This window comes from Gemmatimonadaceae bacterium (genome assembly GCA_020851035.1).
Classification (GTDB): domain Bacteria; phylum Gemmatimonadota; class Gemmatimonadetes; order Gemmatimonadales; family Gemmatimonadaceae; genus JACMLX01.
The window spans coordinates 567,646-591,048 of the sequence record JADZDM010000005.1; the positions used below are offsets into that span (position 1 = coordinate 567,646).

The window sequence follows — 23,403 nt, forward strand, 5'->3', positions numbered from 1 at the left end:
GGCACAACGACTTCAGCGGAACGGCAACCGCACGACCGCTGTCCTCAGCGCCGGACCTATTGCGTCCCTGCCGTACTCCTGTGCGCCCCTGCGTCGAAGCTGTTGCTGCCCGAGCTCGTGCTGTCCGAGCTGCTACCGGCAGGCAGGCCGACGCCTACCCACGCCGGCACCGCTCGGAGCAGTATTTCACCGACTCCCAGTCCCGCGCCCACTTCTTCCGCCACGTGAACGGTCGCCCGCACCGCAGGCAGTCCTTGGACGGGCGTTCGGATGGCTTGCGGGATCGGTCAGGGTGCGAGTGGGCCATGCCGCTCCAAGCCGCCGACACTGGCCCGGGTTCCCGGCTGCGAGCACCACGCAGTGTGAGGGCAAACCCGACCCCGGACGCTGTAGATTCCGCACATGGCTGACACCCCCATCAACAGCAGCGCCTTCAACGACGGCTACATCGCCGAGATGTTCGAGGCCTACCAGGCCGACCCGACCAGCGTCGACGAGTCGTGGCGACAGTTCTTCCGCCTCGCCGCCGCGTTCGGTGGCAGCGCGGGCGCCGCCCCCGCGCCAGAGGGCGCCCCGGATCCTGACCTCCCGCGCCTGGCGGCCTCGGCCGCGTCGCTGGCGAACATGATCCGCATCTTCGGACACCTCGCCGTGCCCATCGACCCGCTCGGCACGTCGCCGCTCGGCGCCCCGGAACTCACCCCGGAGTTCCACCGCATCACCGCCGCCGACCTCACCCGCGTGCCGGCCCACGCCCTCGGCTACGACAACGACCCGCGGTTCAAGACCGCTGCCGACGTCATCGCCATGCTCCGCCGCCGCTACTCGTCACGACTCGGGCTCGAGGTCATGCACCTCCCCGACGAGACCGAGCGGCTCTGGTTCCGCACCATCCTGCGCGAGGAGAAGCTCACCCGGCAGCTCACCGCCGAGGAGAAGGTCACGGTCCTCAGGCGCCTCACCCAGGTCGATGGCCTCGAGCGCTTCCTCGGCCGCGCCTACCAGGGCAAGAAGCGCTTCAGCATCGAGGGCACCGACGCGCTCGTCCCCATGCTCGACACCGCCATCGCGGAGTCCGCGCAGCAGGGCACCAGCGAGATCGTGATCGGCATGGCCCACCGCGGCCGCCTCAACGTGCTCACCAACGTGATGGGCAAGCCGTACGAGACCCTCTTCTCCGAGTTCGAGGGACACCACGGCGACACCGCCGAGGACGAGACCGGCGACGTGAAGTACCACATGGGCTACGAGGGGGCGCACACGCTCCCCAGCGGGCAGTCGGTGAGCCTCACGCTCGTGCCCAACCCCAGCCACCTCGAGTTCGCGAACCCGGTCATCAACGGGGTCGCGCGCGCGCGCCAGCGCCGCAAGGGCGCCGATGGAACCCGCGACCGCAAGGCCGTCCTCACGATCTGCGTGCACGGCGACGCGGCGTTCATCGGCGAGGGCGTCGTGGCCGAGACGTTCAACATGTCGCGCCTGCGCGGCTTCGAGGTCGGCGGCACGCTGCACATCATCTCGAACAACCAGGTCGGCTTCACCACCGACCCGATCGACGCCCGCAGCACGCACTACGCCAGCGACCTGGCCAAGGGCTTCGACGTGCCGATCGTGCACGTGAACGCCGATGACGCCGAGGCCTGCGTGATGGCGGTCCGCATCGCGATCGCCTACCGCACCCGCTTCGGCAAGGACTTCCTGATCGACCTCGTGGGCTACCGCCGCCACGGCCACAACGAGACCGACGAGCCGCTCTTCACGCAGCCGGAGCTCTACGGCCGCATCAAGTCGCACCCCACGCCGCGCCAGGTGTGGGGCAACCGGCTGGTGAAGGACGGCGTGATGACCAAGGCCGACGTGGACCACATGGACGCCGCGTTCGCGAAGGAGCTGGAGGGCATCTTCGACGCGGTGCACAACACCCCGCACGCCGAGGAGTACGACGCCGTCACCGACGCGCCGCCGCTGCGCGCGGTGCAGACCGCCGTGCCGGTCGCACGCCTGCGCGCGTTGAACGAGGCACTGCTGTCGTGGCCCACGGACCTCGCCGTCAACCCGCGCCTCGCGAAGACGCTCGAGCGTCGCCGCGAGGGCCTCGAGATGCAGGTCGACTGGGGCCACGCCGAGGCGCTCGCCTTCGGGTCGCTGCTGCAGGATGGCGTGCACGTGCGCCTCACCGGCCAGGATGTGGAACGCGGCACGTTCAGCCACCGCCAGGCCGTGCTGCACGATGCGAACACCGGCGCGACCTACACCGCCCTGCAGCACGTGCCGGGCGCGAAGGCGCAGATGGAGATCGCCAACAGCCCCCTCAGCGAGACGGCGGTGATGGGCTTCGAGTACGGCTTCAGCACCGCCGCCCCCGACACACTCGTCTGCTGGGAGGCGCAGTTCGGTGACTTCGCCAACGTCGCCGCGCCGATCATCGACCAGTTCCTCGTCGCCGACCGCGCCAAGTGGCAGCAGGACAGCGGCCTCGTGCTGCTGCTGCCGCACGGTTACGAGGGGCAGGGCCCCGAGCACTCGTCGGCACGCCTCGAGCGGTTCCTGCAGCAGGGCGCCGACGAGAACATGACCGTCGCCTACCCGTCGTCGCCGGCGCAGTACTTCCACCTCCTCCGCCGCCAGGCGCTGCGCCCGTCGCGCCGCCCGATGGTGCTCATGCAGCCCAAGTCGATGCTGCGGCTCCCCGATGCGATGAGTGGCATCGCCGACCTCGCGAACGGCGGCTTCCAGCCGGTGATCGATGATCCCGGTGCGAAGGGTCGCGAAAGCCAGGTCACGCGCGTGGTGCTCTGCACCGGCAAGATCTATTACGAGCTGAAGGCCGCGAACCCGGGACCCGGCATCGCACTGGTGCGCGTCGAGGAACTGTATCCGTGGCCGGCCCCGGAGGTGACTGCCGTGCTCGCGCGCTACCCGAATGCCACCAGTGTGGTGTGGACGCAGGAAGAGCCGCGCAACATGGGTGCGTGGACCTTCGTCGAGCCGCGCCTGCGCGAGATCACCGGCAGCGCGATGTCGCTCAGCTACTCGGGCCGTCCCGACCGCGCCAGCCCGGCGGAAGGGTACGAGGCCACGCACAAGCTGGAGCAGGCCCGGATCATCGCCGAAGCCATCACGCCCGGCTCGAAGCCCGCGAAGGGCAGCGCCGCCAGCAAGTCCGCCGGCAAGTCCGCCCCCAGGACGGTTGCGAAAGCGACGGTGAAGAAGGCGGCTCCGCGCACGAAGGTGGCCGCGCCCGCGAAGCCGGTGAAGCCGGTCAAGAAGGTCGCCCGCGCCACCAAGGCGGCCAAGCGCCCCCGGTCCCGATAGGCCGTGCGAGCTCCGTTCCGCATCACCGCAGTCGCCGCCGCCGCGCTGCTCGCACATTCCGCGCCCCGCGCGGTGAGTGCACAGCCAGGCGCCGTGCCGCTCCACGACATCTCCACGGCGCTCGGCACCACCGCCCGTGTGCTCATGATCGGCGCCCACCCCGACGACGAGGACACGCAGCTCCTCGGCTGGCTGGCGCGTGGCGCGAAGGTCGATGCGGCGTACCTCTCGCTCACCCGCGGTGACGGCGGCCAGAACGCCATCGGCAACGACCTGGGCGAGGGGCTCGGCGCCGTCCGCACCGAGGAGCTGCTCGCCGCGCGCCGCATCGACGGCGCACGCCAGTTCTTCACACGCGCCTACGACTTCGGATTCTCCAAGACGGCCGAGGAGACCTACCGGCACTGGCCGAAGGACTCCGTGTTCGGAGACGTGGTGCGCATCGTGCGGGCGTTCCGGCCACACGTGATCATCGCGGTGTTCAGCGGGACGCCCCGCGACGGACACGGACACCACCAGGTGTCGGGGATGCTCGCGAAGGAGGCGTACGAGGCCAGCATGGACACCGTCCGCTTTCCCGTGCGCACGTACGGCGCGCCCTGGACGGCCGGCAAGTTCTATCGAGCCGCACGCTTCAACGCGGCCGGTGCCACCCTCCGGATGGACGTCGGCACGTACGACCCGATCCGCGGCGAGGGGCTGGGCGAGATCGCGGGGCAGAGCCGCAGCCAGCATCGCAGCCAGGGTTTCGGCGTGGCGCAGCCGCGCGGCGTGGTCACCGACTACGTGCGCCGCGAGGCCACGCGCCTCAACCCCGACGTCGAGGCCACCCGCGAAACGTCGATCTTCGACGGGTTCGACCCGACGCTCGCGCGGTTCGGCGCCGTCACGCTCGCGCCGCAACGGCCGGCCCTCGACAGCCTGCGCACGGTGCTGGCGGCGCTGCGCGCACAGGTGGATGCCGTGACCCCGTGGACCGCGCTTCCGCGCATCGACCTCGCCCGCCGGCTGCTGGATCGCTGGTGCACCGCCGGCAACCCGGCACGCAGCGGCGCCTGTCGTGGCGAGGATCCCGTGCCCGATGGCGTCAATCAGGCCGACGCCGACCTGCTCATGAGCGCCGCGCGCACCTTCGGGCAGCTGCAGCGGCTGGCGGAAGTGTCGAGCGGCCTGATGCTGGAGGCCACCGTCACCCGCGAACGCATTGCCGAGGGTGACACGGCGTCGTTCACGGTGCGCATCACGAACCGCAGCCCGTTCGTGGCGCGCGTGTCGGTCTTCACGCCCAGCGGCGCGGCCGCCACCGCGCCGCGCGACACCATCGCCCCCGGCGAGGCCTACGTCACCACGCTTCCGCTCCCGTCGTATCCGCGCTCGGCCCCCTGGTGGATCCGCACGCGCGCCGACTCCAGCCTGGCCACACTCGGCAACGAGATCGTGGAGCCGGTGGCACGTGCCGGCGACATGTTCGTGGAGCCCGCCTCGACCCTCGACGAGGCGGCACGCAGCGCCGGCCCCACCGCATCGGTGCCCGCCGTGGTCAACGGCGTGCCGGTGCAGCTCACGGCACCCATCACCTGGCGCCGCATCGACGAGGTGAATGGCCAGATCGACAGCCCCGTGATGTCGGTGCCTCGGGTGGCGGTGACGATCGATGGTGGGCAGGCCGGCTACGTGCGCGCCGGCGTGCCGTTCACCCGCGTGGTGACGGTGCGCGTGGTGGCACAGGGGCCCGTGGATGGCCCCGTCACCGTGCGCCTGCAGTGGCCGCGGGGTGTGGCCAGCGACAGCGCCACACGACAGGTGACGCTCGTGCCGGGTGCCGAGACGGCGGTGCCGTTCACGCTGCGTGGCACACTCGTCCCCGGACGGCATGTGATGACGGCCACGGTGCAGGCCACCGTCGGCGGTGCAACCACGACGTACGCCACCGGCTATCAGCGCATCGAGTATCCGCACATCCGCGCCCAGCACCTCTACCGTCCCGCCGCGGTGGCGCTCGAGGCCGTGGGCACCGGCGCGATGCCGCGAGGCCTGGTCGGCTACATCGACGGGCTCGCGGACAATGTCGCGCCGGCGCTCTCGCAACTCGGTGCAACCGTCGAGAAGCTCCCCGCGACCGCGATCACGCCAGCCGCGCTGTCTCGCTTCGCGGTGATCGTGGTCGGTCCGCGCGCACTCGAGGCGCAGCCGGCGCTCGCCTCGCGCATGCCGGCGCTGCACGCGTGGGTGCGCACCGGCGGCACGATGATCGTGCAGTACCAGCAGGCCGACATCGCGCGGCCCGGCATGGCGCCGTTCCCGCTCACCTTCGCGCGACCCGCCGCCCGTGTGACCGAGGAGGATGCGGCCGTGCGCGTGCTGAACCCGGCCAGCCGCCTGCTCACCGTCCCGAACCGCATCGAACCGTCGGACTGGAACGGCTGGGTGCAGGAACGGGCCACGTACATGCCCACCACCGCCGACTCGAACTACGCCACCGTGCTCGGCATGCACGACGGTGACGAGGCGGAGAACGCGAATGCGCTGCTCACCGCGCGGATCGGCAAGGGCACGTACGTGTTCACGACGCTGGCGCTCTTCCGCCAGCTTCCCGCCGGCGTGCCGGGTGCGGCGCGCATCGTCGTGAACATCCTCAACGCCGGCTCGTCTGCCCCGGCACCGAAGCGGCGCCCGGTGCCGTGAGCCGTGCGGCTGCGCGCACCTCGTACCGCCGGCCGGCACTCGCGGCGAACTCGATCGTGCCGGCGTCCACCCGCGTGATGCGCACGCGCTGACCGTCCGCGGTCACGGTCGTCCCGGCGCCGGCCGCAATCCGGCACCGCCGCGTGACGCCCGCCAGCACGCTCGCCGTCGTCACCCGGCCACCCGCCCACGTCACGTCGATCGTGAAGCCGCCACGAGCGCGGAGCCCGCGCACGCGACCCTCCGACCACTCGGCGGGCAGTGCCGGCAGCAGCCGGATCACGTCCTGGTGTGACTGGACCAGCATCTCCGCGATGGCGGCAGTGGCACCGAGATTCCCGTCCACCTGCAACGCACGGCCGCATAGTGAGAACAGCGTGGGCAGCGACGACTTCGTGAGCAGCGCGCGGAGCTGCGCCAGCGAGGCCTCACCGTCACGGAGGCGTGCGCGCAGCCCCATCTTCCACGCATACGACCATCCACACCCACCGGTGCCGCGCCGGTCCAGCGTGACGGCGGCCGCGGCAGCGAGTGCGGGTGTGCCCTCGGGTGTGATCTCGCTGCCGGGATACAGCCCCCAGAGTCCCGAGAGATGCCGGTGCTGCGGCTCCAGGTCCTCCCAGTCCTCCAGCCACTCCTGCAACTGGCCGTGCCGGCCCACCTGGTTCGGGGCCAGTCGTGCACGCGCCGCACGTGACTCGGCCACCAGCGGCGCATCGGTGCCGAGTGTGGTGGCAGCGTCCGCGAACGCACCGAGCAGGTCCCGGATGATGTGCATGTCCATGGTCGGGCCGGCAGCCATGGTGCGCGCGGTCAGCGTGATGCCGCTCGTCTCGTCGAAGAACTCGCCGTTGCCCGGCCACGCCGGATAGTTCTCGGGTGAGTTCGACGGCGCGGTCACCAGCCAGCCCGTGCGCGGGTGCGGCACCAGCACGTCCAGCAGGAAGCGCACCTGGTCTCGCAGCAGCGGGTACATCCGCCGCAGGTCCGCAGTGTCGGCCGAGAACCGGTAGCGCTCGTAGAGGTTCGTCATCAGCCATGCGCCGCCGACGGGCCACGCCCCCCACGATGGACCATCCATCGGGGCGGCGGCGCGCCAGAGATCGGTGTTCTGGTGCAGAACCCAGCCGCGCGCGCCCCAGTGCTCACGCGCCGTCTCGGCCCCCGTCTGCGACACGTCGCGCACCAGCGACTCCAGCGGCTCCACCAGCTCACCGAGATTGCCCGTCTCGGCGGGCCAGTAGTTCATCGGGAGGTTGATGTTGATGGTGTACTTGGCGTCCCACCACGGATTGGGGTTGTCGTTCCAGATGCCCTGCAGGTTGGCCGCCTGTGTTCCCGGTCGTGAGCTGCCGATCAGCAGGTAGCGGCCGAACTGGTAGAGCAGTGCGGCCAGCGCGGGATCCGGAGCGCCCGCGAAGCGTGCGACCCGTTCGTCCGTCGGGAGCGCCGTGACCTCCGGCGCGGCGGCGCCCAGTTCGAGCTGCACCCGGTTGAACCACCGCTGGTGCTCGGTCACGTGATCGTGCAGCATGGCGCCCCAGCTGCGGTCCGTCGCGCGATCGAGCACGGTGCGCACCCGCTCGGCCGGGTTGCCGCTCACGTCGTGGTAGTTCACGAAACTGGTGGCCGCGGCGAGCACGATCGTGACGGTGTCGGCGTCCCGCACCTGCAGGGTGCGGTAGTCCACGGCAACGGTGCCGCGCGCATTGGCGGTCCGTGCCCGGAGCTGCGCCTCGTACGTCAGCCGACCAGTGATCCCGAGGTAGTCGGAGTTCTTGCCGGTGAGGCGCAATGCGGCAGGCGCGACGCCATCCATCCGGAAGTAGTCGGTGCCGTAGTTCGAGTGCGCCGGGTTCCGCACACCGTGCAACGTGGCGGAGAATGACAACGCACCCGCGCGGCTGGCGGTGAGGCGCATCACGATCGCCTGGTCGGGTGCACTCGCGAACACCTCGCGCGTGTATCGCACGCCGCGTGACTCGTACGTCACCCGCGCGAGGGCGGAGTCCAGCACGAGCGTGCGCCGGTAGGCAGTGATGCTGTCGTGTTGCGGAAAGGTGAGGAGCAGGTCACCCAGCGGCTGGTACTTCATCTGCTCGAACGGCCTCCCCATCATCGTGCGCCCGAACAGGTCGTGGGCGCGGGGCACGTCACCCGCGAAGAGCAGGCGCCGGATCTCCGGCAGCGCGCCGGCCGCACCCTTCACCACCGGGTTGTACGGTCCGCCGGTCCAGAGCGTCTCCTCGTTGAGTTGCAGGTGCTCCACGGCGGTGCCGCCGAACACCATTGCACCCAGTCGCCCGTTGCCGACGGGCAGCGCCCGGTTCCACTCCGTCGCCGGCTGGCGGAACCAGATGGCGAGAGGTGACGGCCGCGCCTGCGCGGCGAGCGAGCCTGCCGTCGCGGCGGAGAGGAACGAGGCGGCGAGCAGGATGCGAAGCGTGGAACGAGTCACGCGAAGGCCCCTCGTGTGATGGTGGTCAGGCACTCGCGCAGGCATCGGCGGCCCACCGCACGGGTGATTCATGCGCGGCGTGGCCTGGTCGGCGTGGTGACCGCGCTGCCGTCGAGTACGGCAAGGAGCTTCCGCGCCGCCACCTGGCGGTACCCGTCCTCCAGCAGTTCGCGGACTGCCGACCAGGGCGGCCGGCGGTCCAGCCAGACGCCGACCCATCCGCCGGGGCCAACGTAGGGTGGGCTGAAGTAGCGATCCGGGTCCGAGGCGATCAGCAGCCGCTGGTTCTCCGGCATCGCCTTGATCCACGCCGCCGGCCGCCCGGCACCGTGGTGTGTGGACGCGCTCGCGAACATCGCGAAGAGCTTTCCCTCACCCGCCCGGAAGGTGGGCTCGCCCCACGCCTCCTTCTCGGTGGCTGACGGCAACGCGAGGCAGAGCGCGCGGAACTTCGGCAGGGGATCGGCGGGCACGGTCACTCCCGGGCGAGGGGCGAGAGACGGATCGGGGCAGGGGGCAGCGAAAAACTCCCCCCGCAGCGCCGGCTGGCGCCAGTGCGTTCCGGAAGGCAGTGTCCAAACAGACCACCCCCGCCCACCCCGGAGCCTCGATGTCCCGTGTTCGACCCCTGATCCTCCTGGCGCTCGTCGCCAGTGCGCTCGGTGCGCAGGTCAGCCCCACCAACGGTGTCACCCACGGCCAGCGCGTCCGGCGCCTGGCCATCCGCAACGCCCTCGTCATCGACGGCAACGGCACCCCCGCCCGCGGTCCGATGGACATCATCGTCGAGGGCAACACCATCGCCGAGATCGTATCGCTCGATCCCGTCGCGCTCCGTGCCGGTCGCAGCCGCCGCCCGGCCGCCGATGCCGAGATCGATGCCAGCGGCAAGTACGTGCTGCCCGGCCTGATCAATGCCCACGCCCACATCCAGTCGAACCGCAGCGGCCAGTCCATGGGCGGCTTCGACTACAACAACAAGATCTGGCTCGCCAACGGCATCACCACCGTGCGCGAGGTCGGCGCCGAGAGCGAGTCGCTGAGCGTGGTGATGCGCGGCCGGTCACAACGCGGCGAGATCGTCGCCCCACGCATGTTCATCTACCCGTTCTTCGACCGCGGCAACATCAACACGCCGGCCGAGGCACGCGCCCGCGTGCAGCAGATGAAGAAGCTCGGTGTGGACGGGATCAAGATCGGCGGCATCCAGCGTGACCTGATGGAGGCGATGGAGGACGAGGCCCACAAGCTCGGCCTGCGCATCGCGCACCACGTCGGCGTGGAGGAGACCAACGCCTGGGACGACGTGAAGTTCGGCACCACCAGCATCGAGCACTGGTACGGCATCCCCGACGCCGCCATCCCGAACCTGCGCCAGAACTTCCCCAGCGACTACAACTACTCCGACGAGACCGACCGCTTCCGCTGGGCGGGCCGGCTCTGGCGCGAGGCCGATCCGGTCATCCTCGACTCGCTCTTCACGGCGATGGTGAAGGCGAAGGTGGCCTGGGTGCCCACGATGGACATCTACGAGGCCAGCCGCGACCTGCAGCGCGCGCAGAACCAGCCCTGGTTCCGCGACTACCTGCACCCGTCGCTCGCCAACTACTTCAAGCCCGACCCGGCCAACCACGGCAGCTACTTCATCGGCTGGAGCAGCACCGACGAGGTGTACTGGAAGGAGAACTACCGCATCTGGATGGACGCGCTGCGCCGCTTCGAGCGGAAGGGCGGCATCATCGGCTGTGGCGACGACGCCGGCTTCATCTACGAGCTGTACGGCTTCGCCTACGTGCGCGAGATGGAGCTGCACGCCGAGGCGGGGTTCCATCCGCTGAAGGTCATCGAGCACTGCACCGGCAACAACGCCCGCATCCTGGGGGAGGAGTCCCGCCTGGGCCGCATCCGGGTGGGGTGGCTGGCCGACCTGATCGTGGTGGACGGCAACCCGCTGGAGGACATCAAGGTGCTCTACGCCGGCGGCACCTCCGCCGTGCGTGAGGGGAAGGAGGTCCGGACGCTGGGCAGCGAGTGGATCATCAAGGACGGCATTCCGTACAATGGACCACAGCTCCTGCGCGAGGTGAAGGCGATCGTGGACGCCGCCAAGCAGGCTGTGCGGCAGTAGGGCGTTGGATCGGGGCGGTGCCGCATGGGGGTCGGTGGCACCGCCGGTGTCTGGTCCAGTGGCCGCTGACGCCTGCGTCGGAGGCCGTCGCGCGCCGGAGACAACCATGGAGGAAGGCAGCATGAACACGACAGGCAGTACGCGCCCGGGCACGAGGCGCCCGGTCCTGGTGGCCCTCGTGGCTGCCGGAGTCACCTCGGCCGGCTCGCTCGGCGCGCAGGTCAGCGAGGTGGCCCGCCGGCCGATCGCCGACGTCACGCACATCACGTTCGGGTCGCTCTGCGAGGATCGCTTCATCATCCGCAACGACGGCGGCACCCCGGTGGCGCTGGAGTACGCGGTGACCAAGGGCACCGAGCACACGCCGCTCACGCTCGGCGCCCACGAGATCGTGGAGCTGGAGTCGCGGTCCAAGGAGGCGCTCGAGCTCTGGATGAACGGCCGGCTGGTGGCGAAGGCCGAAAAGGAAGACCGGAAGTGCAGCGACCTGCTGGGCGATCCCAGCGTAGCGGTCGCGCCGCTCGAGGTGCGCACGAAGAACGACCGCGATGAGCGCCGCGCCAACCCCAACATGCGCGTCGGACTCGGCGTGGGCTGGGGCAGCCCGTTCTACGATCCTTTCTACGGCCCCTTCGGCGGCTACGGTTGGGGCTACCGGCCCTACTACGCCGGGTTCTACGGCGTCCCGATCATCATCGGCGGCGGTCGCGGCGGTCGCCGGCGCTAGCACTGCACCGTGTAGCGGCAACTGCAAGGGCAACTGCAACTGATGGACGACGAGACCACGGAGGTCACGGAGGCACGGAGAAGAGCAACTGACTTCCTGGAACTGCGCGCGCGTGGCCAACGCTGCCGCGCACACGCAGTTCCCAAAGGCCGTTCATGCTGTTCTCCGTGGCTCCGTGACCTCCGTGGTCTCGTTGTTGATCAGTTTCAGATCTCCGTGCCCGACCGGAGCAGGTTCGAAGGCATCCTGTGAGAGAAGGAATCCGGTGACAGAAGAAATCCGGTGACAGTGCACTGACTACTGCGGAAATCCGGTGACAGTGCACTAGAAGAAATCCGGTGACAGTGCACTGATTCCTGCGTGCATCCACCCGTGGGAATCCGGTGACAGTGCACTGAATACTGCGTGCATCCACCCGTGAGCGTACCCAGCGCACCGGCGGTCAGAGCTCGAGCGCCCTCGCGATGCTGCACGCCACCCGATCGTCGGCGCGGCCGACGTACCCGGGGAACGCACGGATCAGTTCCACCGCACGATCCGCGGTCTGCACCGTCGAGTGCCACCGTTCCACGGGAATCCGCCCCTGCTCGTCGCGCGGCCAGTGTCGCATCCCCTCGGCATGCTCCGCCGGATCCTCCATGAGCAGCTCCGGCTGGCACACGAATCCCAGGCTCTCCAGCAACGGGCGGATCGGCTCCCGGTTCGCGGCCACCACCCGCGACTCGATGGTCGTCCCCGGGTGGAAGCGCAGCCAGTGTGCGAGGGACAGTGCCCCGATCAGTCGCATGATCCCGGTGCGACGCAGGCGTTCGTGCACGATGCCACCGCCGAGCTGCGCCAGCCCGTCACAATCGTCGGCCGCTGCCGGCTGGATGTACGACGAGGTCAGCACGCGCCCGGCTCCCCGCGTCTCCACGGTGCACACCAGCTGTCCACGCTCGCGGATCCGGTCGAGGTCCGCCACGGATCGCGTGTACAGGAACGGCCGCGGCACCGCGTAGAACGCCTCGAAGATGCGCGCCACGTCAGCCGGCGTCGCCAGCCGGATCTCGACCGGGTCGATCATCGCTGGCACCTCCCGCAGCAGTGGCGCCGTGGGGCGCGGGGATGGTCACGGTCACCAGAGCTGCTGTCGTGACTGCAACTGCAACTGCAGCGGCAACTGCGACTGCAACTGCAACTTCAACTTCAACTGCAACTGATGGACGACGAGACCACGGAGGTCACGGAGGCACGGAGGAGAACAACTGATTCTTTGGAACTGCGCGCGCCTGGTCAACGCTGCCGCGCACACGCAGTTCCCAAAGGCAGTTCATGCTGTTCTCCGTGGCTCCGTGCCCTCCGTGGTCTCGCCGTTGATCAGTTCGAGGTCGCGGCGTTCAATCGGAGCTCGTTCGACATGCGCGTTCGACATGCGCGTTCGACATGCGCGTGCAAGGGGACGGGGATCCTGAACGCAATCAGGCGTGCGCCGTTCAAGATCTCCGTCCCCTTGAACGCCCTTGAACGGTCAGGTGCCCGGACCCTGCGCCCGCGTCATCACCGCCGCACCCGGTAGACCCGCGCTGCCAGCACCCCGCCGAGGAACCCGCCCAGGTGCCCCTGCCAGCTCACCCCCGGCACCCCGGGCAGCACCTGCGTCACCATCCCGCCCCACAACACCGCCACCAGCACACTCAGCGCGATGCTCGCGAAGCTGCGCTCGTACCACCCGCTCAGCAACAGGAAGCCGAGATAGCCGAAGATCACGCCGCTCGCCCCCACATGCACCGTCCCGGGCGCGCCAAGCGTCCACGCCACCACGCCCGACAACAGCGCGGCCAGCAGCGTCACCACCAGGAAGTGCCGGCGGTCGCGCAGCATCACCAGCCACCCGAACAGCGCGAACGGCACCGTGTTCGCCAGCAGGTGGTTCAGGCTCGCGTGCAGGAACGGCGCGACCACGATCCCGGCCAGCCCGTCACTCGTGCGCGGCACGATGCCGTACTGCAGCAGCGTACCCCCCAGCAGCACGTTCACCCCGAACACACCCCACATCGCCCCCACCGACGCGCCAAGCGCCACGGTCTGCGCCTTGAGCGACCGTGCCACCTGCCGGGATGTGCGTGCCACGCTGGTCTTCATGCCGCTCCTGGCCAGGCCCGGACAGGCGTCGCGGGCGTCTCAGGTTCCTACGCCGCTGCGCGCGAAAAGAGTCAGCCGGGCAGCGTGTAGGTGAGCACGTACGAGTGCTGCTTCCCCTCGATGATGATCTGCAGCGTCCCCTCGATCCCGGTCAGCTCGCCGGTGCCGCTGTCCGGCACGATCGTGATCACCAGCGACTGCCCGCCGCGCGACATGATCCCGGTGTGCTGCAGGATGAAGCTCCCGCTCCGCCCGGCCAGCGTGCCGGTGATCCGGTCCATCGCCGAGTACGCCGCCGATCCCTTCACGGCGCCCATGCCGGTGAGCATCTGGCCCTTGCCGGTGCCGGACAGGTCGCCCGCGAACTGCTTGTCGAGGGACATCCGGCCCATCGTCTGGCCATCCGAATAATCATCCGCGGGCAGCGGCGTGATCTGCACCTCGAACGTGCCACGTGCTTCCATCTCCAGGCTCCTGGTCATTTCGGGTTGTCGCACACTGCCGCAGGGCGCTGCACGGCGAACGCGGGGCAGCAGAACGGCGAAACTTCAGAACAGAGGAACGGCGGAACAGCGGAACGGCGGAACAGTGGAAGGGCGGAACAGCAGAACGCAAAACAGCAGAACAGCCTACGCAAAACAGCAGAACAGCAAGACAGCAGAACAGCAAAACAGCAGAACAGCAAGACAGCAGAACAGCAAGACAGCAGAACAGCAAGACAGCAGAACGCGAGAAGGCGGGACGCAGGAGGGCGATCAGGAGAGACGGCGATGACGAATGAACGGCTCGACGACGGGGAGGGCAACGGCGTGGGGTCGGAGAGCCGTTGCGCGGTCTCCACCAGCCGCAGGGGCTGTGGGGTTCAGCCGGTCTTCGCCAGCAGCTCCGAGACGGCGTGCGGCCAGTTCTGGACGCGGCGGAAGCGTGACTCGTGCACGTTGTGCGGCGCCGTGAAGATCACCGGCTCGCCGCGGAACTGCACCAGCTGGTAGGGGCTGTCGTCGATGAGGATGTCGGCGCCGAGCACGCTCTTGTCGCCGCAGAAGACGCAGCGGGACGGCGGGATCATCGGGAAGTGCTCGCGCAGCCACTCGAACTTGGGCCCGAAGCTCACCGGGTGCTCCATCGCCGCACTGGCCACGAACAGGTCGTACCGCTCGCCGAGTGCCAGCACCGCGTCGATCGCACCGGGCATGACCGGGATGTCGCGGAAGAAGCGGGGGTGCATCAGGTGGGCGCGCACGGCCTCGTGGTGTTCTGGCGGGATCACCGAGAAGAGGTGCCGGCCGTGCAGGTCGGCGCGGGTGAGGCCGGGGCCGAAGTCGCGTGCGTACCACGCGAGCTGGTGGACCGCCGTGTCGGCGAGCACCTCGTCCATGTCGATGGCGATGCGCGGGCGTTGGTCCAAGGGGTGTGTGGCTCGGGGGCGGGCTGGTCGGGTGATGCGCGTACTGGGGCCGCGCAATGTCAGGCGGGCCCAGTAACCAGCGCAACGGGCATTTGGTTGGGTACTTCGTTGCTGGCAGGCTGGCGTGGGCCGCAGGCTGGCAGCGTCCGGAACGCCGAAGGGCGACCGGGTGGGGTCGCCCTTCGGGAGGACAGTGGGGCTGCGGCGCCGGAACTGCTCAGTTCGTGAGGGCCAGCAGTGCCGGGCGGGACCGTTCCTCGGTCACCGGGGCTTCATCGGGGGCGCGCCAGACCACGAACATGTTGTTCGACCGGTCCGACAATGCGTCGGCGAAGACCAGGTCGTCGAAGTTGCTGAGTCTGCTGCGAAGCTCGCTAATGATGCCGGACTCGACCGCGAGGGTGTGCGGGATCACCACGGTATTCTCGTTGCGACCACGCAACAGGATGAACATGTCCTCCTCATCGCGGTCGCCGGCGCTGGTCATCACCAGCACCTCGCTGAGTTCGCGCCAGCCGACGGACTCGTGCAGGGCATCGCCCAGGTGGTGACGAACCCCCCACGGCGAGATGTCGAGCGTCTCGTCGTCGGCGGCGAAGTGGCGGGCGATGCGTGGGGCGATGATCACGGCCGCAGCGGCGCATCCTGCCGCCAGCATGGGCCAGAGGGAAAGTGACTCGCCGTTGCGGGCGATCAGCATTCCGGTGATGGCAATCGCAGCGGACGCAGCGATGAGGGGCGCGTCCGAACGGGTGGTGCGAAGCAACATGGTTCATCTCCTGGTCTCGCAGCGTCATCGCTGCGGCGTCAGGTCCGTGGACCGGGAACACAGCCTGGCTGTGCAACCCGTCTCCGCGAACGAATTCCGACCGTACCGGAATGTCGTTGATTGCATTTCCGGGGCCAATCCCTTGCCGGACTCAACCAATTACGTGAGTCGAGGCAGGGAATTGCCGTCCCCGAGTGTGGGGCGATCCCCGTCAGCTTGCGCCTGACACCAGCTTGTGAAATCTTTCACAAGCGCTGGCTGGCGGCACCCGTCCTCGCAACACACCCCGGGCCGCCTCGCCATCCAGGCACCGCCTCTCGGGCACCGCCACGATGGCACCGCCTCGATGGCACCCCAGCGCGCCATCGCTCGTTCGCACCACGTCGACCGCTCCCCCGCGCCGGCCGCCGAACCGGGTCCGCACAGCGACCCAAGGAGACGTCATGCACGCGGAGCCGAACACCAGTACCCGGATCACCAGCACCCACGCCAGCGATCCGCGACCCCACGTCGTGATCATCGGCGGCGGGTTCGCCGGACTCACCGCCGCGCGCACCCTCGCCCGCGCCGACGTCCGCATCACCCTCGTCGACCGCACCAACCACCACGTCTTCCAGCCACTCCTCTACCAGGTGGCCATGGCCGTGCTCAACCCGGCCGACATCACCGTCCCGATCCGCTGGATGCTCCGCCACCAGCCGAACGTCACCGTGATCATGGCCGAGGTGGACGCGATCGACGCGGCTGCGCACCGGATCACGCTCGACGGCGGCACCACCACCGTGGACTGGAACTACCTGATCCTCGCCGCCGGCGCCCGCCACGCCTATTTCGGGCACCCGGAGTGGGAGGCCAACGCCCCCGGCTTGAAGAGCATCGAGGACGCGCTCGAGATGCGCCGCCGTTTCCTGCTGTCCTTCGAGGCCGCCGAACGGGCCAGCGCCGCCGGTGAGCGTGACGCCCTCCTCACCTTCGTCATCGTCGGCGGCGGGCCCACCGGCGTGGAGCTGGCCGGCATGATCCCGGAGATCACGAAGAAGGCCATGAAGGACGACTTCCGCCGCTTCGACCCCGCCTCGGCCCGCGTGATCCTGATCGAGGGCGGGCCGCGACTCCTCCCGCCGTTCCCCGAGAACCTCAGTGCCCGTGCCAAGGCCGACCTCGAGGACCTCGGCGTCGAGGTGCGCCTGAACACCGTCGTCACCGGTGTGGATGACGGCGGCGTGACGCTGAACAGCGGCGAGCGCATCTCCGCCCACACCGTCTTCTGGGGCGCCGGCAACCAGGCCTCTCCCCTCGCGCGGCAGCTCGGCGTGCCGCTCGACCGCGCCGGCCGTGTGATCGTCGGCGCCGACCTCGCGGTGCCTGGCTTCGAGCAGGTCTTTGCCGTCGGTGACATCGCTGCGGTGACCGGCAGCGGCGGCAGCACCGTGCCCTCGGTGGCCCCCGCCGCCAACCAGATGGGCGAGCACGCGGCGAAGGGGATCCTCGCCGACCTCGCCGGCCGGCCGCGCACCGTCTTCACCTACTTCAACAAGGGTGACCTCGCCACCATCGGCCGCCACCGCGCCGTGGCGTCGGTGGGGAAGCTCCGGATGCAGGGCAACATCGCCTGGCTGGCGTGGCTCTTCGTGCACATCCTCTATCTCGCCGGCTTCCGGAACCGGATCACCGTCTTCGTGCAGTGGGCGTACCAGTACTTCACCTACCAGCGCGGCGTGCGGCTGATCACCGGCACCACCGCGCACCGCCTGCTGCGCACCAGCCGGGAGCGGGAACGGGAGCGTGCCGGCAGTCGGGCGACGGGGCGCGAGGCCGCCTGAGCGCGGGTGCCGGCCGCCGGCGGCGACGCTGGCCGGTGGCCGGTGCCGCGGCGTGTCGTGTCTGCCGGTCGACGTGTCTTGCCGCGCGTGTTGACGTGATCGCGCTGTTCCCGTAGCCTCACAGCATGGTCTTGCCCCGTTCCACGACCCTGCTTCCCGACGCGACCACCGTCAACGCCACGGTGGAGCGGCTCGAGCACATCTTCGATGCGCTGCCGCTGGCCGTCGCGGAGTTCGATGCCGAGCTGCTGCTCATGCGCGCGAACCTCCGCTATCGCACGCTGATCGGTGCGCTGGTGCCGGCCGGCTGGCGTCCGACGGCGTACGACGCGTTCCCGAACGCGCTCGCCGACCTGAGTGACGAGATCGACGCCGCGACGATCCGCATGGAGTCGCGCACGCGTCGTGTCGCCTTCCGCAACACCGCCAGTGCGCTGCAGATGGTGGAGCTCACCTTCGTGCCGCTGTCGTCGGGCGGGTTGCTGATCGTCGGCACCGAGGTGACGGAGATCGAGGGGCTGCGGCAGGCGCTGGCGCGCAGCGTGGCGCAGCTCGAGGCCATCTTCGACGTGCTGCCGGAGTCGGTGCGCGTGTTCGACCAGCAGGGGGTGATCACGCGCGAGAATGCAGCGGCACAGCACGACCACATGGCGCAGGACCTCGAGTCGCTGCGCGAGCTGTGGCGTGCCGACCTGCCGCGTCGCGTGGATGGCACGTCGCTCTTCGTGCACGAGCATCCCACCGCGCGTGCGCTGCGTGGTGAGGCGGTGCGCAACGAGACCATGCGCGTGCGACGTGGTGCGGACGGCGAGCAGATCATCGAGGTGAACTCCAACCCGCTGCGTGACGCCAGCAACATGGTGGTGGGTGCGGTGACGGTGGAGCGTGACGTGACCGAGCGCACGCGCCTGGCGCGCGAGCTGGCCGAGCAGGTGCGGCGGGCGAACGAGTTGTACGCCGTCGTGAGCACCGAGGCCGAGCGCCTGGAGCAGCAGGTGAAGGAGCGCACGGCCGAGATCGCGCGGCTGGAGGAGACGCGGAACCGGGAGCGACGGCTGGCCGCGGTGGGGCAGCTCGCGGCGGGCGTGATGCACGACGTGAACAACGCGCTGAACCCGATCGTGGCGGCGGCGCACCTGCTGCAGCTGCACGCCACCAATCCCGAGAAGGTGCGTGACTACGCCGTGCGCATTGCGCGGGCGGCCGAGACCGGGGCCGCGACGGCGTCGCGCGTGGGGCGGTTCCTGCGCCAGGACCCCATCACGCTGGCGCCGGGTGCGATGGTGGACCTGGGGCTGATCACCGACGAGGTGATCGCGATGACGCGTCCGTTGTGGGCCGAGCGGGTGGGCGGGAGCGGGATGGTGGCGTTGCAGCGCTCGCTGGCCGAGGGGGTGATGGCGCGGGCCGTTGCCGGCGAGGTGCGCGAGGCGCTGCTGAACCTGATCCAGAACGCCCTCGACGCCATGAAGGGCGGCGGCACGCTGGGGGTCACCGTCCGTCGGGACCGGACCAGTGCCATCGTGGAGGTGCACGACACTGGGCATGGCATGAGTCCGGAGGTGCGTGAGCGGGCCTTCGAGCCGTTCTTCAGCACCAAGGGCGCCAACGGTAGCGGGCTCGGCCTTGCCGAGGTCTACGGTGTGATCAAGCGCCACAACGGGCGGGTGGAGATCGAGTCGGAGGTGGGGCGCGGCACCACCGTGCGGCTGATCTTCCCCCTCGCCGATCCTGCCGCGCAGACGCCGCCGGCGCTGGCGGCGGTCGACGCGCCGGTGCATGCGCCGCGCCGGATCCTGGTGGTGGAGGATCACGTGGATGGTCGCGAGCTGGTGACGCAGGTGCTGCAGATGGCCGGGCACGAGGTCGTGGCGGTGGCCACGGTGTCGGCCGCGGAGGCCGTGCTGGTGGGTGATGCGCCGCCGTTCGACGTGGTGGTGACCGACATCGGCTTGCCGGACGGTGTGGGTACCGAGCTGGCGACGCGGATCCGGCAGCGCTTCCCGCACATCCGGGTCGGGGTCATCACCGGCTGGGAGCTGCGCCCCGAGGCCATGGCCGACGCACATTTCTCGCTGCGGAAGCCGCTGGTGGCCGAGGAATTGCTGGCGCAGGTTGCCGGCTAGGACGGCGGGTTTTCCAGGACGACAGGCAAGGCACGACGCTCGGGTGAGGTGGGTGACGCGCGACGGGGCGCACACATCCGGAATCACCGGCTACATTCCCCGCACGGGTTCTCCGGCTGGGCTCCCTTCCCAACGTTTTTCCGTAACAGGCTGGCACATGGCAGACTCCCAGATCAGGGTTGTCCTCGCGGACGACGACGTCCTTGCTCGGCCGCTCCTGAGCGAGTTGCTGGTATCCATGGGGTATGCCGTCGTCGGCGAAGCCGGCACGGGGCGCGAGGCGGTCGCGGTGGCGGCTGACGTGGTGCCCGATGTCGTGCTCCTCGACGTGCACATGCCCGACGGCAGCGGCATCGACGCCGCCAAGGCGATCACGGCCACCGGCGCGCCGACGGCCGTGGTGCTGTTCAGCGGCGACCAGTCGGTGTCGCTGAGCGCCGACGATGCGCGCGCGACGGCAGCCATCGCCTTCCTCCCGAAGCCGGCCCCGCCGGGCATCCTCGACAGCACCCTGCGCCTGGCCGTGGCCCGTGCGCGTGAGCTCTCCGAGAGCCGGCAGGACGCCGCCTTCTGGAAGCAGAAGCTCGAGGAGCGCAAGCTGATCGAGCGGGCGAAGGGCATCCTGATGCGTCGCACCGGCAGCACCGAGCAGGAGGCGTACCGCATCATGCAGCGGAGTTCGCAGGACAACTCGGTGCCGATGTCGCAGATCGCACAGGCGGTCATCGACAGCGAGCCGGGAGCGAAGAAGTCCGAGGCCGCCGCCCTGAGCTGACACTCGGCCGGCGCAGCGAAGGGTTCCACCGGGGAGGGCGCGCCGAGCTGGCGCGCCCTTTCTGTGTCCGGTGCGTGGCCTGCGCGGCGGTGCAGGATGTGCAGGAAAAATCCGCACCTGGGAATGGACGTCTTCGGAGGAACGGCATGACCGGACGGATCGGCGGGGCGGTGGCGGGGCTGGCGCGGGCCGGTACGAGGGGCGGGCTCCGTCCGTGGCTGCTGGGTGCCGCCCTCTGGCTGGTGCCGGTGGCCGGTGTGCTCGGCGCCCAGCCCGTGCCGTGTGCGCGGTTCGACGTGCCCTGGTGGATGCTCACCGCCACCCGCTTCCTGCAGACCAGCGGCAGCGGGCCCCGCACCAGCGGGGCCACCTTCGACCGGCACTACGTGGACCGCCGGGTGCTCCGTCGCACGGCCACTGGGTATCGTCTGGAGCTGCGACGCATCCGGCTGGGACTGTCGGACCTGCCGGCGCAGGTGGTGGTGGAGTACGCGCCCAGCGGCGCCGTGGTGCGGATCACCGGTGATGTGGAGGCGCTGGCGAAGGACGTCGCGCCGCTGACCATGAAGCCCTGTGCCGCCCTGCAGTCCGGCGTCACCTGGCCCGACCTCGGTGGTCGCAGCGACACCCTGCGGACGCCGCTGCAGCGGAGCATCACGCGGTCGGTGGCGGCGCGACCCGTGACGGTCGGGGCGATCGATTCGCTGGGTGGCCGGCTGGCGGTGGTCGAGGCGCGGCGGTACGTGACGGACACCGCGCGGGGCGACCTCACGCGGCAGCGACCCAACCAGCCGGCGGAGATCCTGCACCCCTGGACCGTCCTCTCGGGCGACGAGGTGGAGCGCCAGTTCGTGCGGGTGCAGGACGGGATGGTGCTGTTCCGGGAGCGGGTGCGTCACCTGGCGGGTCGCGGCTGGGTGCCGCCGCACGACGTGAAGGACACCGTGCAGATCCGGGTGGAGTCGCGGACCGTGGAGCGGATCGTGGACTCCGCGTCGGCGGATCTCGTGCTGGCGTTCTCGCGGCGTGGTGAGCGCAGCGTGAGTGCCACCACGCGCGACACCGTGGCGCTGCACTATCGCGAGTGGCGTGGTGACACGCTGGTGCTGCGCCAGTTCCGGCGCAGCGGGGCGCGTGACGAGCTGCGCACCGTGTGGCGTGACTCGCTGCTGGTGGGTGTGACGTTGGTGCAGCCTGGCACCGCGTTGCAGGACCCCGGCCCGATCCGGCGTGTGCTGGTGGTGGCGGACGGCGCCCTGCACGACTCCGGATCGCGGGAGCCGAAGGTGTCGCTGCCGTCGAACCCCTGGTCGATCGCGCTGGACGGGTACGAGGACGTGCTGGCGCCGGCGCTGCTGGGGGTGCCTGCCGACTCGGTGCCGCACCGCTTCTCGATGTACGGTATGCAGGGTGACAGCGGGGCCTGGCTGCACTGGAACGTGAGCGTGTTGCCGCGTGGGGCCGTGCGCGTGGCGCGGTTCACGACGTTGCAGCAGCAGTGGGTGGGGTCGGTGATCTTCACGCCCACCGGTGAGCTGCTGCTGATGAACTTCGGCGGCCAGGCCGGCGCGACGCGGCTCCCGGCTTCCGGGACGCGGCTGGAGGCGTTGCTGGAGCAGCAGCGCGGGATCGTGTCGCGCGAGGACATGATCCCGCCGGGCGCCGCGCCGCCGTCGTCAGCGCGTCCGGCCTCCGTGCCGTAGTCGCGGGACGGCGTCGCGGCGGTCGCTGGCGGAGGGTGTTCGTGGTGGTGGCGCTGGTGGTGGCGAGTGGTGGAACCCAGACCAGGACGTGGACGAATGGTGCATGCCACCCCACTGGCCGCGTGGTCGGCCAGCCTGCTGCACAGGGAGAAGAACGTGCGCATCGAGGCGGCGCTGGAGCTCGGCAAGCTGGCCGATCCGGCGGCGGTGCCGGTGCTCGTGTCGCGGCTGGGCGTGGAGCCCGACTTCTTCGTGGGTGAGAACGTCGTGTGGGCGCTGGTGCGCATCGGCGCGCCGTCGGTGCTGCCGGTGATCGCGGTGTTCCAGCGCGGCGCGCCGGCGGCGCGGGTGCATGCCGCGCACGCCCTTGGCAAGCTGGGCGACGCGCGGGCGGTGCCGGCGCTGCTGGCCGGCCTGCGCGACGACGACGCGGCGGTGGTGCAGAAGGTGGTCTGCTCCCTGGGCACCCTGCGTGACGTGCGGGCGTTGCCGCCGCTGGTGGCGATGCTGGCCGAGGGTGGTGGCAGCGGGGAGCTGCGCGGCACGCTGAGTGATGCCGTGGCGGCGTTCGGTGTCGCGGCGGTGCCGGCGCTGGCCTCGCTGCTGGACGCGCTGCGTGGCGACCGGGCCGGCGTGGCGGTGCGGGTGGAGGTGGTGGAGATCCTGGGGCAGTTGGGTGTCGAGGCGGCGGTGGCGCCGCTGGCGGCAGCGCTGGAGGATGTGGACTGGGAGGTGCGGTTCGCGGCGGTGAATGCGCTCCGACGCGTGGATGACGCGGGGGTGGTGCACCTGCTGGCGCCGCTGCTGCGGGACGGGCATCCGCATGTGAGTGCGCTGGCGGCGCGGGTGGTGCGGGAGCTCACGTGACGCCGGGTGGCGGCGGGGGCGCGGCATGGGGCCGCGGGTGCGCGGACCGACGGCGTTGCCACGCGGGGGCGTGTCGGGCTGCGGCGCTCAGTGCCGTGTTGGTGGGTGACGCGTGATCCCGGCGGGGGTGGGGTGCCCGTGGCGGATGCTCGGCGCCGTTTGGGGGAAAGGCGGCGATCTCCGCGGTCCATCCGGCGGGGGGATCGGCGGTCGGGATGGCGTAAGTCGTTCGCGGGCGGGCGGTTCCGGTGCATGGAGCGGGTAGCGTTCGGGAGGTTATGCCGCGGAGAAGTGGCGGCATAACACTGGCGGGGCGGTGATCTGCGGGGGCAGTATTAGGGACGCATTAGGATCGTGCGGTACAATTCTCGTTAGCGCGCGTAGTGAAGCACGAGGGTTGTGGATTCCGTGCGCGTGCAGGCCTCGGTGGCATGGTGTGGGTGCACGCTCGCACCGCGGGTGCGCGACGGCTGGATGGCCAGGGTGTTCGCGGGC

17 protein-coding genes are annotated in these 23,403 nt (G+C 70.1%); 9 read left to right on the top strand and 8 right to left on the bottom strand.

The genetic code is table 11. From position 1 onward, the window contains the following. Positions 1–154: 154 nt before the first annotated feature. On the bottom strand, positions 155–307 hold the full coding sequence (locus IT355_06220; protein MCC7052845.1) for a DUF2256 domain-containing protein: 153 nt from the start codon (positions 305–307) through the stop codon (positions 155–157). A gap of 95 nt (positions 308–402) precedes the next feature. Between IT355_06220 and IT355_06225 the strand changes: the two genes are divergently transcribed. Then, positions 403–3,315: a 2-oxoglutarate dehydrogenase E1 component gene (locus IT355_06225; GenBank protein ID MCC7052846.1), complete on the top strand. Its 2,913-nt coding sequence runs from the start codon at positions 403–405 to the stop codon at positions 3,313–3,315. A 3-nt stretch (positions 3,316–3,318) separates the two neighbouring features. Then, positions 3,319–6,000, top strand: a complete 2,682-nt coding sequence (locus IT355_06230; protein ID MCC7052847.1) for a PIG-L family deacetylase — start codon at positions 3,319–3,321, stop codon at positions 5,998–6,000. Here the strand turns inward: IT355_06230 and IT355_06235 are convergent. Beyond that, a complete protein-coding gene (locus IT355_06235; GenBank protein ID MCC7052848.1) occupies positions 5,951–8,458 on the bottom strand; it encodes a glycoside hydrolase family 95 protein in 2,508 nt (835 codons plus the stop codon). The genes IT355_06230 and IT355_06235 overlap by 50 nt on opposite strands. 68 nt (positions 8,459–8,526) lie before the next feature. Then, complete coding sequence (locus IT355_06240; GenBank protein MCC7052849.1) at positions 8,527–8,931, bottom strand: MmcQ/YjbR family DNA-binding protein; 405 nt, start codon at positions 8,929–8,931, stop codon at positions 8,527–8,529. Between the two features lie 137 nt (positions 8,932–9,068). Here IT355_06240 and IT355_06245 point away from each other — a divergent pair, with 137 nt between their 5' ends. Both IT355_06245 and IT355_06250 read left to right on the top strand, forming a co-directional pair. Continuing rightward, the gene (locus tag IT355_06245) at positions 9,069–10,586 is read left to right on the top strand and encodes an amidohydrolase family protein (protein MCC7052850.1); all 1,518 of its coding nucleotides are present in this window, start codon (positions 9,069–9,071) and stop codon (positions 10,584–10,586) included. Positions 10,587–10,764: 178 nt separating this feature from the next. Beyond that, positions 10,765–11,313 carry a hypothetical protein gene (locus tag IT355_06250; GenBank protein MCC7052851.1) on the top strand — a complete coding sequence of 183 codons (549 nt, stop codon included), beginning with the start codon at positions 10,765–10,767 and terminating at the stop codon, positions 11,311–11,313. A gap of 442 nt (positions 11,314–11,755) precedes the next feature. On the opposite strand, the gene IT355_06255 is transcribed toward IT355_06250, so the two are convergent. The 5 genes from IT355_06255 to IT355_06275 all read right to left on the bottom strand — a co-directional run bounded on the left by IT355_06255 (position 11,756) and on the right by IT355_06275 (position 15,614). Further along, complete coding sequence (locus tag IT355_06255; protein ID MCC7052852.1) at positions 11,756–12,379, bottom strand: hypothetical protein; 624 nt, start codon at positions 12,377–12,379, stop codon at positions 11,756–11,758. A 473-nt stretch (positions 12,380–12,852) separates the two neighbouring features. Further along, positions 12,853–13,437, bottom strand: a complete 585-nt coding sequence (locus IT355_06260; GenBank protein ID MCC7052853.1) for a rhomboid family intramembrane serine protease — start codon at positions 13,435–13,437, stop codon at positions 12,853–12,855. A gap of 71 nt (positions 13,438–13,508) precedes the next feature. Further along, positions 13,509–13,901 carry a DUF3224 domain-containing protein gene (locus IT355_06265; protein ID MCC7052854.1) on the bottom strand — a complete coding sequence of 131 codons (393 nt, stop codon included), beginning with the start codon at positions 13,899–13,901 and terminating at the stop codon, positions 13,509–13,511. A 398-nt stretch (positions 13,902–14,299) separates the two neighbouring features. Continuing rightward, positions 14,300–14,845 carry a hypothetical protein gene (locus tag IT355_06270; protein ID MCC7052855.1) on the bottom strand — a complete coding sequence of 182 codons (546 nt, stop codon included), beginning with the start codon at positions 14,843–14,845 and terminating at the stop codon, positions 14,300–14,302. A 217-nt stretch (positions 14,846–15,062) separates the two neighbouring features. Beyond that, positions 15,063–15,614 (bottom strand): hypothetical protein, encoded by a 552-nt coding sequence (locus IT355_06275; protein ID MCC7052856.1) that lies wholly within the window; start codon positions 15,612–15,614, stop codon positions 15,063–15,065. Positions 15,615–16,057: 443 nt separating this feature from the next. Between IT355_06275 and IT355_06280 the strand changes: the two genes are divergently transcribed. The 5 genes from IT355_06280 to IT355_06300 all read left to right on the top strand — a co-directional run bounded on the left by IT355_06280 (position 16,058) and on the right by IT355_06300 (position 22,908). Further along, complete coding sequence (locus tag IT355_06280; GenBank protein ID MCC7052857.1) at positions 16,058–17,437, top strand: NAD(P)/FAD-dependent oxidoreductase; 1,380 nt, start codon at positions 16,058–16,060, stop codon at positions 17,435–17,437. Positions 17,438–17,562: 125 nt separating this feature from the next. Next, positions 17,563–19,563, top strand: a complete 2,001-nt coding sequence (locus IT355_06285) for a PAS domain-containing protein (protein ID MCC7052858.1) — start codon at positions 17,563–17,565, stop codon at positions 19,561–19,563. A gap of 157 nt (positions 19,564–19,720) precedes the next feature. Next, a complete protein-coding gene (locus tag IT355_06290) occupies positions 19,721–20,338 on the top strand; it encodes an ANTAR domain-containing protein (GenBank protein ID MCC7052859.1) in 618 nt (205 codons plus the stop codon). Positions 20,339–20,484: 146 nt separating this feature from the next. After that, the gene (locus tag IT355_06295; protein ID MCC7052860.1) at positions 20,485–22,041 is read left to right on the top strand and encodes a hypothetical protein; all 1,557 of its coding nucleotides are present in this window, start codon (positions 20,485–20,487) and stop codon (positions 22,039–22,041) included. 96 nt (positions 22,042–22,137) lie between these two features. Continuing rightward, positions 22,138–22,908 (top strand): HEAT repeat domain-containing protein, encoded by a 771-nt coding sequence (locus IT355_06300; GenBank protein ID MCC7052861.1) that lies wholly within the window; start codon positions 22,138–22,140, stop codon positions 22,906–22,908. The last annotated feature ends 495 nt before the right edge of the window (positions 22,909–23,403 follow it).

Excerpts from the sequence above, each read along its gene's own strand:
- IT355_06220 (MCC7052845.1), bottom strand. The coding sequence starts at position 307 with ATGGCCCACTCGCACCCTGACCGATCCCGCAAGCCATCCGAACGCCCG.
- IT355_06225 (MCC7052846.1), top strand. The coding sequence starts at position 403 with ATGGCTGACACCCCCATCAACAGCAGCGCCTTCAACGACGGCTACATC.
- IT355_06245 (MCC7052850.1), top strand. The coding sequence starts at position 9,069 with ATGTCCCGTGTTCGACCCCTGATCCTCCTGGCGCTCGTCGCCAGTGCG.
- IT355_06255 (MCC7052852.1), bottom strand. The coding sequence starts at position 12,379 with ATGATCGACCCGGTCGAGATCCGGCTGGCGACGCCGGCTGACGTGGCG.
- IT355_06260 (MCC7052853.1), bottom strand. The coding sequence starts at position 13,437 with ATGAAGACCAGCGTGGCACGCACATCCCGGCAGGTGGCACGGTCGCTC.
- IT355_06265 (MCC7052854.1), bottom strand. The coding sequence starts at position 13,901 with ATGGAAGCACGTGGCACGTTCGAGGTGCAGATCACGCCGCTGCCCGCG.
- IT355_06275 (MCC7052856.1), bottom strand. The coding sequence starts at position 15,614 with ATGTTGCTTCGCACCACCCGTTCGGACGCGCCCCTCATCGCTGCGTCC.
- IT355_06280 (MCC7052857.1), top strand. The coding sequence starts at position 16,058 with ATGCACGCGGAGCCGAACACCAGTACCCGGATCACCAGCACCCACGCC.
- IT355_06285 (MCC7052858.1), top strand. The coding sequence starts at position 17,563 with ATGGTCTTGCCCCGTTCCACGACCCTGCTTCCCGACGCGACCACCGTC.
- IT355_06290 (MCC7052859.1), top strand. The coding sequence starts at position 19,721 with ATGGCAGACTCCCAGATCAGGGTTGTCCTCGCGGACGACGACGTCCTT.
- IT355_06295 (MCC7052860.1), top strand. The coding sequence starts at position 20,485 with ATGACCGGACGGATCGGCGGGGCGGTGGCGGGGCTGGCGCGGGCCGGT.
- IT355_06300 (MCC7052861.1), top strand. The coding sequence starts at position 22,138 with ATGGTGCATGCCACCCCACTGGCCGCGTGGTCGGCCAGCCTGCTGCAC.